Here is a 12,929-nt window from a genome sequence, read left to right as displayed (position 1 = left end):
CCACATCAAAAAACTGATGGGGAGACCAACTTCACAACCAACATTGCGAGGTTAGTCTCTTCATTGCCGAAAAGCAATAAGGAGGCTGGAATGCCAAAACGTACTCTGCTGTTAGGTTTGTTTCTGATCTGTACAACGCTGTTGATCTTCACCTGGATGGTGCGTGATTCACTGTGTGAACTGCATTTCAGACAGGAGAAAACAGAGCTGGCAGCAGTGTTGGCTTACGAAGCAAAACGTTAGCGGTATGGGCGGGGAAAGTTCCCCGCCTCTCCAGAGGGGTTGAGCCTCAATGCACCTTTATCAATGGCCCGCATCGTGCGGGCCATTGCCTTTAGCCCATAAACGCAGGCTGTTTTTTCTCGTACGCGGAGATGGCGTCTTCGTGCTGAAGCGTCAGGCCAATGCTGTCCAGGCCCTTCAGCATGCAGTGGCGACGGAAGGCATCGATGCTGAAGTTATAGATCTTATCCCCGGCTTTCACCACTTCCGCTTCCAGATCCACTTCAAACGACATGCCCGGATTTGCCTTAACCAGCGCGAACAATTCATCCACTTGCTCGTCACTCAGCGTCACCGGCAGAAGCTGGTTGTTGAAGCTGTTGCCGTAGAAGATATCCGCAAAGCTCGGGGCGATCACGACTTTAAAGCCGTAGTCGGTCAGTGCCCATGGCGCGTGCTCGCGCGATGAACCGCAGCCAAAGTTTTCCCGCGCCAGCAGAATGGAGGCGCCTTTATATTCCGGGAAGTTCAGTACAAATTCCGGGTCAGGAACCTGGCCTTTATCATCCAGAAAACGCCAGTCGTTAAACAGATGAGCGCCAAAACCGGTGCGGGTGACCTTCTGCAAAAACTGCTTCGGAATGATTGCATCGGTATCGACATTAGCGGCGTCCAGGGGGACAACCCGGCCTGTATGTTGGGTAAATTTCTCTGCCATGATTGTCTCCTTATTTCAGGCTGCGAATATCGGCGAAATGGCCGGTAACTGCCGCAGCGGCGGCCATGGCCGGGCTGACCAGATGGGTGCGCCCACCGCGGCCCTGACGACCTTCAAAGTTACGGTTACTGGTGGAGGCACAACGTTCGCCAGGATTCAGGCGGTCATTGTTCATGGCCAGACACATGGAGCAGCCAGGCAAGCGCCACTCGAAGCCCGCTTCGATAAAGATCTTATCCAGGCCTTCGGCTTCCGCCTGCGCTTTTACCGGGCCAGATCCTGGCACGACCAGCGCCTGTACGCCGGGTGCCACTTTACGACCTTTGGCGATCTCCGCCGCGGCGCGCAAATCTTCGATGCGCGAGTTAGTGCAGGAGCCGATAAAGACTTTATCAATAGTCACATCGGTCAACGGCACACCGGGTTTCAGGCCCATATAAGCCAGCGCTTTTTCGGCACTGGCGCGTTCGACCGGATCGGCAAATGAGGCCGGATCGGGGATAGTGTCATTCACGGAAATGACCTGACCCGGATTGGTCCCCCAGGTCACCTGCGGGGCAATCTCTTCCGCCTGCAGGGTAACAACGGTATCAAAGACAGCGCCATCGTCAGTTTTCAGGGTTTTCCAGTACGCGACGGCGTCAGCGTAATCCTGACCTTTCGGCGCATGCAGACGCCCTTTCACATAGTTAAACGTGGTTTCGTCTGGCGCCACCAGGCCTGCTTTTGCCCCCATCTCGATGGCCATATTGCACAGAGTCATACGACCTTCCATGCTCAGCGCCTGAATAGCCTCACCGCAGAATTCAACAACGTGCCCCGTACCGCCGGCGCTGCCCGTTTTACCAATGATGGCCAGCACGATGTCTTTCGCGGTGATCCCTGGTGCGGCTTTGCCTTTCACTTCAATCTTCATGGTTTTGGCTCGGCCCTGTTTCAGGGTCTGCGTAGCCAGAACATGCTCAACTTCAGAGGTGCCAATACCGAAGGCCAGGGCACCGAATGCGCCGTGTGTGGCGGTATGGGAGTCACCGCAGACGATGGTCATGCCGGGCAGGGTAATACCCTGCTCTGGCCCCATGACGTGAACGATACCCTGATACGGATGGTTCAAATCGTAGAGCTCAACGCCAAACTCGTTACAGTTCTTAATCAACTCCTGCATCTGGATACGCGCCATTTCACCCGACGCATTGATATCTTTGGTCTGAGTGGAAACGTTGTGATCCATTGTCGCGAAGGTTTTACCCGGCTGACGTACCGGGCGTTTGTGCGCACGCAGGCCGTCAAATGCCTGTGGAGAGGTCACTTCATGTACCAGATGCCTGTCGATATACAGCAGTGGGGTTTCGTTTGGTGCCTCGTAGACAACGTGCGCATCAAACAATTTTTCATATAACGTCTTCGCCATGATTACACCCCTTCAGCGACATAGCGGGCAATGATGTCGCCCATTTCATCGGTACTGACTGCCGCCGTGCCGCGTGCTAAATCACCGGTACGGACGCCTTCTTCTAACGCGCGATTAATGGCGTTTTCAATTGCGGTCGCTGCATCGTCTGCATCCAGGCTGTAGCGCAGCAGCAGAGCCAAAGAGAGGATCTGCGCAATTGGGTTAGCAATGTTTTTACCTGCGATATCCGGCGCTGAGCCACCTGCCGGCTCGTACAGACCAAACCCTTCTTCATTCAGGCTCGCTGATGGCAGCATGCCCATGGAGCCGGTGATCATTGCGCACTCATCCGAGAGAATATCGCCGAACAGGTTAGAGCACAGCAGCACGTCAAACTGGGACGGATCTTTAATCAATTGCATTGTCGCGTTGTCGATGTACATATGCGACAGCTCAACGTCAGGGTATTGCTTCGCGACTTCACTGACGATTTCACGCCACAGGATGGAAGACTGCAGCACGTTCGCTTTATCAATAGAGGTCACTTTATGGCGGCGTTTGCGCGCAGACTCGAAAGCGATATGGGCGATACGTTCAATTTCGAAACGGTGATAAACCTCGGTATCAAAGGCTTTTTCATGCTGACCGCTGCCTTCGCGACCTTTTGGCTGGCCAAAATAGATGCCGCCGGTCAGTTCACGCACGCACAGTATATCGAAGCCATTGGCGGCAATATCCGCACGCAGTGGACAGAACTCTTCCAGGCCCTGATAGAGCTTCGCCGGACGCAGGTTGCTGAACAGCTTAAAGTGTTTACGCAGCGGCAGCAGCGCACCGCGCTCTGGCTGCTCTGCGGGTGGCAGGTGTTCCCATTTCGGGCCACCCACGGAACCAAACAGGACGGCATCGGCGTTCTCGCAGCCCTCAACGGTTGCCTTTGGCAGCGGCGTACCGTGATTATCGATAGCAATACCGCCCACGTCGTAGTGGCTGGTGGTAATTTTCATCGCAAAACGCGAGCGAACAGCTTCCAGTACTTTCAGCGCCTGTGCCATCACTTCCGGGCCAATACCGTCACCCGGCAACACAGCAATATGGTAATTCTTCGACATTACACGGTTTCCTTGTTGTTCTCTTTATTCTGAGCTTTGCGTTGCAACTCTTTTTCAACTTCAGCGGCGCGCCAGATATTGTTCAGGACATGCACCATCGCTTTGGCAGAGGATTCGACGATATCGGTCGCCAGACCTACACCATGGAAGCGACGGCCGTTATAATTGACCACGATATCCACCTGACCGAGCGCGTCTTTGCCATGGCCTTTGGCCGTCAGGTCATATTTGACCAGTTCAACGTCGTATTCGGTGACGCGATTAATGGCCTGGTAGATGGCATCGACAGGACCATTACCATTTGCCGCTTCCGCTTTAATCTCATCCCCACAGGCCAGCTTGATGGACGCCGTCGCGATATCGCTGGAGCCGGACTGCACGCTGAAGTAATCCAGGCGGAAGTGTTCTGGCTCTTCCTGCTGCTTATTAATGAAGGCCAACGCTTCCAGGTCATAGTCGAACACCTGACCTTTTTTGTCGGCCAGCTTCAGGAACGCGTCGTACAACTGATCCATGTTGTAATCGCTGTCTTTGTAACCCATCTCTTCCATACGGTGCTTCACTGCCGCGCGACCTGAGCGGGACGTCAGGTTCAACTGTACCTGGTTCAGACCAATGGATTCCGGGGTCATGATTTCGTAGTTTTCGCGGTTTTTCAGCACGCCATCCTGATGAATACCGGAAGAGTGCGCGAATGCGCCGGTACCAACAATCGCTTTGTTGGCTGGAATAGGCATGTTGCAAATCTGGCTGACGGTCTGACTGGTACGCCAGATTTCATTGTGATTGATGCGGGTGTGCACGTTCATGATGTCTTTGCGCACCTTAATTGCCATGATCACTTCTTCCAGTGAACAGTTACCTGCACGTTCACCGATACCATTCATCGCACCTTCTACCTGTCGGGCACCGGCGTGAACGGCGGCGATGGCGTTCCCGACGGCCAGGCCTAAATCGTCGTGGGTATGAACAGAGATAATCGCCTTATCAATGTTTGGCACACGTTCATACAAGCCAGTAATGATGTTGGAGAATTCAAACGGCATGGTGTAGCCGACGGTATCCGGGATGTTGATGGTTTTGGCGCCGGCATTGATGGCGGCTTCCACCACCCGCGCCAGATCGTCAATTGGCGTGCGGCCTGCATCTTCGCATGAGAATTCAACATCATCCGTATAGTTACGTGCACGTTTGACCATGTATACCGCGCGTTCAATCACCTCGTCGAGCGTGCTGCGCAACTTGGTGGCGATGTGCATGGGGGATGTGGCAATAAAAGTATGGATACGGAAGGCTTCAGCCACTTTCAGTGACTCGGCGGCAACGTCGATGTCTTTCTCAACGCAGCGTGCCAGACCACAGACGCGGCTGTTTTTGATGGTGCGTGCGATGGTCTGTACCGATTCGAAATCACCCGGAGAAGAGACAGGGAAACCCACCTCCATCACGTCGACACCCATACGTTCGAGAGCCAGCGCGATCTGCAGTTTCTCTTTCACACTCAGGCTCGCCTGTAATGCCTGTTCACCGTCACGTAAAGTGGTATCGAAAATAATGACTTGCTGGCTCATGGGTTAGGTCCTTGTCAGTCTTAGGGCGCCTTGCTACGAGCATAAAAAAACCCGCGCAATGGCGCGGGTTTCTAGTCTTACTGGTGACGATTCAACGCTGAATTTCGCCCGCCAGTCTACCGCGCACAGAGGATGCGTTTAGTAGTAGTAGACCGGTGAAACGAATGGTGCGAATCATGAATCGTGCTCCGTTAAATTCAATATGCTTTTAGTGGTACTGGATATGGTGGTTGATGTCAACCCCTGAAGAGAAAAACGAGCCCGAACGGAGAAAGTCGTGGTGAGTTTGTATTAGCTAATTGTGCTGGTTTTTATCTTTTATGCCTTTCGAAAAGTCTATTTTTGGACTGGAGATTCATCTTTGGAACGATTTAAATATAATTAGTATCAATTCAACATAGGTCTGTAATGGATGGGGTGGGCGAGAAAAGCAGTTTAAATTCATTAATTTATAATTGCGGTGAATGGTTTTGTAGCAAATAAGACGTGAGCATTGATACGACTTTGTTAATTGTTTGCTGTGCGATCAGGTGAATAGTTTAATAATACTAAAGTTATCATTAACTGAAGGGTGATTGAGTATTTGTCTTAATTATGGTTTCATGCAAACCATAATGTCATTGTTATCATTCATACTCAATTTTACCTCGTCATCAATAAGATGTGTAATGTCACTCTTTTGAAGCGGTGTTCTTTATATTTTCCGAATTTTAAATAATTCTCTTTCGCTGGTTGTATCTGCATGGTAAATCATATTTTTCGAGTTTATTACAGTAAATTGGCAAAGGGAGTTTAGCGTGACAGTGGAGCCAGGAATGCCAGAAAATAATATTAATCAACCTCAGGTTTATAATGGGGTCAAACCTCAGCTACGCACCGTTGATCTCAATCTCTTGACCGTGTTTGACGCGGTGATGCAGGAACAGAATATCACGCGAGCAGCGCAGTCTCTGGGGATGTCTCAGCCTGCCGTCAGCAATGCGGTATCCCGGCTTAAGCTGATGTTTAACGACGAATTGTTTGTTCGTTACGGGAGGGGGATTCAACCCACGGCGCGTGCATTTCAACTGTTTGGCTCCATCCGCCAGGCGCTGCAGTTGGTGCAGAACGAGCTGCCGGGATCGGGTTTTGAGCCCTTAAGCAGTGAGCGTGTTTTCCATCTTTGTGTATGCAGTCCGTTAGATAATTATTTGACATCGGTTATATACAATAAAGTGGAAGAAATAGCGCCAAATATTCACCTGGTATTTAAATCATCGCTTAATCAGAACACGGAGCATCAGCTTCGGTATCAGGAAATTGAGTTTGTTTTGGGATACGAAGAATTTCGTCGGCCGGAATTTTCCTGCGTACCTCTGTTTAAAGATGAAATGGTACTGGTTGCCAGTAAAACGCATCCGCGAATGAATACGCCACTGCGTGAAAGTGATGTTTATAACGAGCAGCACGCCGTGGTTGCCCTCGACCGATATGCCTCATTTAGTTTGCCGTGGTATGACACTGCGGATAAGCAGGCGAGCGTGGCTTATCAGGGAATGGCAATGGTCAGCGTATTAAACGTGGTTTCTCAAACCCACCTGGTGGCCATTGCACCGCGTTGGCTGGCAGAGGAGTTTTCTGAACAGTTAAATCTGCAAATTCTGCCGTTGCCACTCAAGCTCAATAGTCGTACCTGTTATCTTTCCTGGCATGAAGCAGCAGGCCGGGATAAAGGCCATCAGTGGATGGAAGAGCTGCTTATTAGCATTTGTCGCCGATAAGCGCGTCAGGGTAAATCGCATCCTGGTGTGTGGTTTATCCTGTGTGTTTTTATTTTTCCGGTGTTTTGTGCTGTTGTTATTTTTACTGGTTGCTGCCAGGCTCGCAAAAATAGATGATTTCCTGAAACGTCGCGCTTTTCAACGATGATTTATCACCTCATCAACGAATCACAGAGGAATTAACCATATCCTCTCCTGATGCCTGTCTTTTCTGCTTTATGCACCGTTTATCTCGCCTGGTTTGCTAATTGCCTGCCTCATAACGAGCGGTTAAGGTAACGATCACTCTGCAAAATATAAGATTGGTTCATCACGATCGTAAGACGGTGTGGAAATGAATTCTGCAGTCCGTCTATAACACAATGCCTGGAGGCAAAGCATGGAGATGTTGTCTGGCGCGGAAATGGTCGTCCGATCGCTAATCGATCAGGGCGTGAAGCAAGTGTTCGGCTATCCAGGAGGCGCCGTTCTCGATATTTATGATGCGCTCCATACGGTTGGCGGCATTGACCATGTTTTGGTGCGCCACGAACAGGCGGCGGTGCACATGGCTGACGGGCTGGCGCGTGCGACGGGTGAAGTGGGGGTGGTATTGGTCACCTCGGGTCCCGGTGCTACAAACGCGATTACCGGCATTGCGACGGCATATATGGACTCCATTCCGCTGGTCATTCTTTCCGGCCAGGTCGCAACATCCCTGATTGGCTACGATGCGTTTCAGGAGTGCGACATGGTGGGGATTTCCCGTCCTGTTGTGAAGCACAGTTTCCTGGTGAAGCAAACCGAAGACATTCCCGGCGTACTGAAAAAATCGTTCTGGCTGGCGGCGAGTGGGCGTCCAGGTCCTGTGGTGGTTGATCTGCCGAAGGATATACTGAACCCGGCAAACAAACTGCCGTATGTCTGGCCGGAAACGGTAAGCATGCGCTCCTATAACCCAACGACTCAGGGACATAAAGGCCAGATCAAGCGGGCGCTGCAAACGCTGCTGTCCGCGGAAAAGCCGGTAGTCTATGTGGGAGGCGGCGCAGTTAACTCTGCGTGTGAAACGCAGTTGCGTGCGCTGATTGAAAAATTGAATCTCCCTGTCGCCTCTTCACTGATGGGACTGGGGGCGTTCCCGGCGACGCATCGCCAGGCTTTAGGTATGTTGGGGATGCACGGTACCTATGAAGCCAACATGACGATGCACCATTCTGATGTGATCTTCGCCGTCGGCGTGCGCTTTGACGATCGCACGACCAACAACCTGGCGAAATATTGCCCGAACGCCACCGTGCTGCATATTGATATCGATCCGACTTCTATCTCGAAAACGGTGCCAGCAGATGTGCCGATTGTTGGGGACGCCCGACAGGTCCTGGAACAAATGCTGGAGTTGCTGGCGCAGGAAACCCCTTCACAACCGTTGGATGAGATCCGCGACTGGTGGCAGCAGATTGAGCAGTGGCGTGCGCGTCAGTGCCTTAAATACGATACGCAAAGCGAGAACATTAAGCCGCAGGCGGTGATCGAAACCCTCTGGCGTCTGACAAAAGGTGAAGCGTATGTCACATCAGATGTGGGTCAGCATCAGATGTTTGCCGCCCTCTATTATCCGTTCGATAAACCACGTCACTGGATAAACTCGGGTGGTCTGGGGACGATGGGCTTTGGATTGCCTGCCGCGCTGGGCGTCAAGCTTGCGCTGCCGGATGAAACCGTCGTCTGCGTCACGGGTGATGGCAGTATTCAGATGAATATCCAGGAGCTTTCCACCGCGTTGCAATATGAGCTGCCGGTACTGGTTCTGAACCTCAATAACGGTTATCTCGGTATGGTGAAGCAGTGGCAGGATATGATCTACTCTGGTCGCCATTCTCAATCTTACATGAAGTCACTGCCGGATTTTGTTCGTCTGGCCGAAGCCTATGGTCATGTCGGGATGAGGGTGACCGAGCCGGCAGAGCTTGAAGCGAAACTTGCTGAAGCACTTGAACACGTTAAAAACAACCGCCTTGTTTTCATGGATGTCATTGTTGATGGCTCAGAGCACGTTTATCCGATGCATATTCGCGGTGGTGGCATGGATGAAATGTGGTTAAGTAAAACGGAGAGAACCTGATATGCGCCGGATATTATCTGTATTACTGGAAAACGAGTCTGGTGCACTGTCACGCGTCATTGGACTCTTTGCACAACGCGGCTACAACATCGAAAGCCTGACCGTGGCACCCACCGAGGATCCGACGCTGTCGCGCATGACGATCCAGACCGTCGGTGACGCCAAGGTGCTTGAGCAGATCGAGAAACAGTTACATAAGCTTGTCGATGTTCTACGCGTGAGCGAGCTCGGGCAGGGGGCTTATGTTGAACGTGAGGTCATGCTGGTGAAAATCCAGGCCAGTGGCTACGGGCGTGAAGAAGTTAAACGCAATGCGGATATCTTCCGTGGGCAGATCATTGACGTCACGCCTTCTCTTTATACGGTTCAGCTGGCGGGAACGAGTGACAAGCTGGATGCTTTCCTGGCGTCTGTCCGGGATGTGGCAAAAATTGTTGAGGTTGCGCGATCGGGCGTTGTCGGTCTTTCGCGCGGCGAGAAAATCATGCGTTAGGTGTCAATAAGGTTCGCCTCTTTCTGCCCGGTCACCAAAGCCGGGCTTTTTTTTGCGTAATACGCCGATAACACAGATAAAAGCGGTTGCCGCGAAGGCTATTCTGCGTTTAGATGTTAAAAGATTTAACCATAACCTTGACAGGGCCATGGACTCTTTTCTTTTTTTAAGGGGCAATTGTGAAACTGGATGAAATCGCCCGGCTAGCCGGCGTGTCACGAACTACGGCCAGCTATGTGATTAACGGTAAAGCAAAGCAGTACCGTGTCAGCGACAAAACCGTTGAGAAAGTCATGGCGGTGGTTCGTGAGCATAACTACCATCCGAATGCTGTCGCAGCCGGCTTACGCGCCGGGCGCACCCGATCGATTGGTCTGGTGATCCCTGATCTGGAAAACACCAGCTACACCCGTATCGCTAACTATCTTGAACGTCAGGCTCGCCAGCGCGGCTATCAGCTCTTGATTGCCTGCTCAGAAGATCAGCCTGATAACGAGATGCGCTGTATTGAGCATCTGCTCCAGCGTCAGGTCGATGCCATCATTGTTTCGACCTCCTTACCGCCAGAGCATCCGTTCTATCAACGCTGGGCGAACGATCCCTTCCCGATTGTCGCACTGGATCGTGCCCTGGACAGAGAGCACTTCACCAGTGTCGTCGGCGCCGATCAGGATGATGCGGAAATGCTGGCCGCGGAGCTGAGAACCTTCCCGGCTGGAACCGTGCTTTATCTTGGCGCGCTGCCTGAGCTTTCCGTGAGCTTCCTCCGTGAGCAAGGTTTCAGGACGGCGTGGAAAGACGATCCGCGCGAGGTTCACTACCTCTATGCCAACAGTTATGAGCGTGAAGCCGCCGCGCAGTTGTTTGAGAAATGGCTGGAGACCCACCCGATGCCTCAGGCGCTGTTCACCACCTCATTTGCCTTACTGCAGGGCGTAATGGATGTTACCTTGCGTCGGGACGGTAAGCTGCCATCCGATCTGGCTATCGCCACCTTCGGTGATAACGAACTGCTCGACTTCCTGCAATGCCCGGTACTGGCCGTCGCGCAGCGCCATCGTGACGTGGCTGAGCGTGTGCTGGAGATCGTCCTGGCGAGTCTGGATGAACCGCGTAAACCGAAGCCGGGGCTGACGCGTATCAAACGTAATCTTTACCGTCGCGGAATTTTGAGCCGCCATTAATGAATGAGGGGGAGTGAAAACTCCCCCTTCTTTTGCCCGGATAATTCTGTCGAATAATTCCCGGAGAAAAATTAGGACGATTCCTTAGGAATCAGAATCTGCTATTTTTTTAATTCTTTTTGGCCTTTTAAAATGGCCTTGAAAGAAGATTTATACGATTTATAAAGCCTCTCTTTGTATTGTTTTGTTACAAAGCTGCCCGGTCGATGAATATTCAGACGTTTTTTCCCCTACCCTGGCGTGCTCGCCTGCCAGCCGGTTCGTTCATTGCGTGCTGTGGTGAATCTGGCGCTGTTATCCCCTGTGAATATGTCTTAAAATGCTGCCCGCGTCGCAAACTGACACTTTATATTTCGCTGCGATGATATTGAGTGAGCCTTAACGCTAGTGTGCATATTCGGTTTTTTTCTTACAAATATTCATAACGTTAATTTTGCCTCGCCAGTTGTGCAGTTATTAACCAGGACTGTTTATCTCTGTAAATAGAGGGCTTTCGGGCTTCTATAGAGAGAGTCCTGGCTTGACAAGCTTTTCCCTCGCTCCGTAAACTCCTTTAGGTGGGAATTTGTGGGTTAAAGTGGTGAGGAGGGGTAAGACTGGCATGTTCCGTGGAGCAACGTTAGTCAATCTCGACAGTAAAGGGCGTTTATCGGTACCAACCCGATACCGCGACCAGCTGATCGAGAACGCTTCGGGTCAACTGGTTTGCACCATTGACATCAACTCCCCCTGCCTGCTGCTTTACCCCTTGCCTGAATGGGAAATTATTGAGCAAAAGCTGTCGCGACTGTCGAGCATGAACCCACAGGAACGCCGCGTGCAGCGGTTGTTATTGGGACATGCCAGTGAGTGTCAGATGGATAGTGCAGGGCGATTACTGATTGCGCCCGTGCTGCGGCAACATGCCGGTCTGACCAAAGAAGTGATGCTGGTCGGGCAGTTCAACAAGTTTGAACTGTGGGACGAAACGACCTGGTATCAACAGGTCAAGGAAGATATCGACGCTGAGCAGTCTGATTCCGCAACATTGTCGGAACGGCTGCAGGACTTGTCTCTATAAATATGATGGAAAATTATAAACATACAACGGTGTTGCTGGATGAGGCCGTCAACGGCCTGAATATTCGTCCGGACGGCATCTACATTGATGGCACTTTTGGTCGCGGTGGCCACTCGCGTTTGATCCTCTCCCAACTGGGAGCGGAAGGACGTCTGCTGGCAATTGATCGTGATCCGCAGGCGATTGCTGTTGCGCAAGCCATCGATGACCCACGCTTTTCCATCGTGCATGGACCTTTCTCTGCGCTGGCAGATTACGTTGCTGAGCGCGGCCTGACGGGCAAGATCGACGGGATTCTTCTCGATCTTGGCGTCTCTTCACCCCAACTTGATGATGCTGAACGCGGTTTCTCCTTTATGCGCGACGGCCCGCTGGACATGCGCATGGATCCTACGCGCGGTCAGTCTGCCGCCGAGTGGTTACAGACTGCGGATGAAGCGGATATTGCCTGGGTGATCAAAACCTTTGGTGAAGAACGTTTTGGCAAGCGCATCGCGCGCGCCATTGTTGAGCGCAATCGTGTTGAACCGATGACCCGCACGAAAGAGCTGGCCGAGGTGATTGCGGCGGCAACACCGGTGAAGGATAAACACAAACACCCCGCGACCCGTACCTTCCAGGCGGTGCGCATCTGGGTAAACAGTGAACTGGAGGAAATAGAGCTGGCGCTAAAAAGCTCGCTCGACGTGCTGGCCCCGGGTGGGCGGTTATCCATCATCAGCTTCCATTCGCTGGAGGACCGTATTGTGAAGCGCTTTATGCGTGAACAAAGCCGCGGTCCACAGGTTCCAGCAGGGCTGCCGATGACGGAAGAACAACTCAGGAAGCTGGGTGGCCGTCAGTTGCGAGCATTAGGCAAGTTGATGCCGGGCGAAGAAGAGGTGGCAGAGAATCCACGCGCCCGTAGTTCAGTGCTGCGTATTGCAGAGAGGACGAACGCATGATCAGCAGAGTGACAGAGACCCTAAGCAAAGTTAAGGATTCGTTAGGAAGCAACGAGCGCCATGCCTTGCCTGGCGTGATCGGCGACGATCTTTTGCGGTTTGGGAAGCTGCCACTCTGCTTGTTCATTTGCATCATTGTGACGGCAGTAACGGTAGTCACTACAGCCCACCATACACGTTTATTGACTGCGCAACGCGAGCAGATGGTACTGGAACGCGATGCGCTGGATATTGAATGGCGAAATCTGATCCTTGAAGAAAACGCGCTCGGCGATCACAGCCGGGTTGAACGGATCGCAACGGAAAAGCTGCAATTGCAGCATGTTGATCCTTCCCAGGAAAATATCGTAGTACAAAAATAAGGGAAA

At 52.0% G+C, this 12,929-nt stretch carries 13 protein-coding genes; 8 read left to right on the top strand and 5 right to left on the bottom strand.

The genetic code is table 11. From position 1 onward, the window contains the following. Positions 1-90: 90 nt before the first annotated feature. Entirely contained in the window at positions 91-243 is a 153-nt protein-coding gene (locus tag ACTJJI_RS10480) for a Hok/Gef family protein (protein WP_010427008.1), read from the top strand. 91 nt (positions 244-334) lie between these two features. On the opposite strand, the gene leuD is transcribed toward ACTJJI_RS10480, so the two are convergent. The 5 genes from leuD to leuL all read right to left on the bottom strand — a co-directional run bounded on the left by leuD (position 335) and on the right by leuL (position 5,194). Next, positions 335-940 carry a 3-isopropylmalate dehydratase small subunit gene (leuD, locus tag ACTJJI_RS10475; RefSeq protein WP_063426368.1) on the bottom strand — a complete coding sequence of 202 codons (606 nt, stop codon included), beginning with the start codon at positions 938-940 and terminating at the stop codon, positions 335-337. Between the two features lie 10 nt (positions 941-950). Then, a complete protein-coding gene (gene leuC / locus ACTJJI_RS10470) occupies positions 951-2,351 on the bottom strand; it encodes a 3-isopropylmalate dehydratase large subunit (protein WP_014830635.1) in 1,401 nt (466 codons plus the stop codon). A 2-nt stretch (positions 2,352-2,353) separates the two neighbouring features. After that, entirely contained in the window at positions 2,354-3,445 is a 1,092-nt protein-coding gene (leuB, locus tag ACTJJI_RS10465) for a 3-isopropylmalate dehydrogenase (protein ID WP_440653961.1), read from the bottom strand. Next, complete coding sequence (gene leuA / locus ACTJJI_RS10460; RefSeq protein ID WP_014830637.1) at positions 3,445-5,016, bottom strand: 2-isopropylmalate synthase; 1,572 nt, start codon at positions 5,014-5,016, stop codon at positions 3,445-3,447. Before leuA ends, leuB begins: the two co-directional genes overlap by 1 nt. Positions 5,017-5,107: 91 nt before the next feature. Then, the gene (gene leuL / locus ACTJJI_RS10455; RefSeq protein ID WP_071830037.1) at positions 5,108-5,194 is read right to left on the bottom strand and encodes a leu operon leader peptide; all 87 of its coding nucleotides are present in this window, start codon (positions 5,192-5,194) and stop codon (positions 5,108-5,110) included. Between the two features lie 637 nt (positions 5,195-5,831). On the opposite strand from leuL, the gene leuO reads away from it, so the two are divergent. From leuO to ftsL, 7 genes are all read left to right on the top strand, one after another. Continuing rightward, the gene (gene leuO / locus ACTJJI_RS10450) at positions 5,832-6,776 is read left to right on the top strand and encodes a transcriptional regulator LeuO (protein WP_046889336.1); all 945 of its coding nucleotides are present in this window, start codon (positions 5,832-5,834) and stop codon (positions 6,774-6,776) included. 379 nt (positions 6,777-7,155) lie between these two features. Further along, on the top strand, positions 7,156-8,880 hold the full coding sequence (ilvI, locus tag ACTJJI_RS10445; RefSeq protein WP_440653959.1) for an acetolactate synthase 3 large subunit: 1,725 nt from the start codon (positions 7,156-7,158) through the stop codon (positions 8,878-8,880). A gap of 1 nt (position 8,881) precedes the next feature. Then, entirely contained in the window at positions 8,882-9,373 is a 492-nt protein-coding gene (gene ilvN / locus ACTJJI_RS10440) for an acetolactate synthase small subunit (protein WP_014830640.1), read from the top strand. Between the two features lie 179 nt (positions 9,374-9,552). After that, the gene (cra, locus tag ACTJJI_RS10435; protein ID WP_440653956.1) at positions 9,553-10,557 is read left to right on the top strand and encodes a catabolite repressor/activator; all 1,005 of its coding nucleotides are present in this window, start codon (positions 9,553-9,555) and stop codon (positions 10,555-10,557) included. A gap of 601 nt (positions 10,558-11,158) precedes the next feature. Further along, on the top strand, positions 11,159-11,617 hold the full coding sequence (gene mraZ, locus ACTJJI_RS10430) for a division/cell wall cluster transcriptional repressor MraZ (protein ID WP_014830641.1): 459 nt from the start codon (positions 11,159-11,161) through the stop codon (positions 11,615-11,617). 2 nt (positions 11,618-11,619) lie between these two features. Next, positions 11,620-12,561, top strand: a complete 942-nt coding sequence (gene rsmH / locus ACTJJI_RS10425; RefSeq protein ID WP_063426372.1) for a 16S rRNA (cytosine(1402)-N(4))-methyltransferase RsmH — start codon at positions 11,620-11,622, stop codon at positions 12,559-12,561. Continuing rightward, positions 12,558-12,923 carry a cell division protein FtsL gene (ftsL, locus tag ACTJJI_RS10420; RefSeq protein WP_014830643.1) on the top strand — a complete coding sequence of 122 codons (366 nt, stop codon included), beginning with the start codon at positions 12,558-12,560 and terminating at the stop codon, positions 12,921-12,923. Before rsmH ends, ftsL begins: the two co-directional genes overlap by 4 nt. Positions 12,924-12,929: the final 6 nt, after the last annotated feature.

This window comes from Enterobacter sp. 22466 (assembly GCF_052044775.1).
Taxonomy (GTDB): domain Bacteria; phylum Pseudomonadota; class Gammaproteobacteria; order Enterobacterales; family Enterobacteriaceae; genus Enterobacter; species Enterobacter dissolvens.
This window is presented reverse-complemented; position numbering and strand designations above follow the sequence as displayed.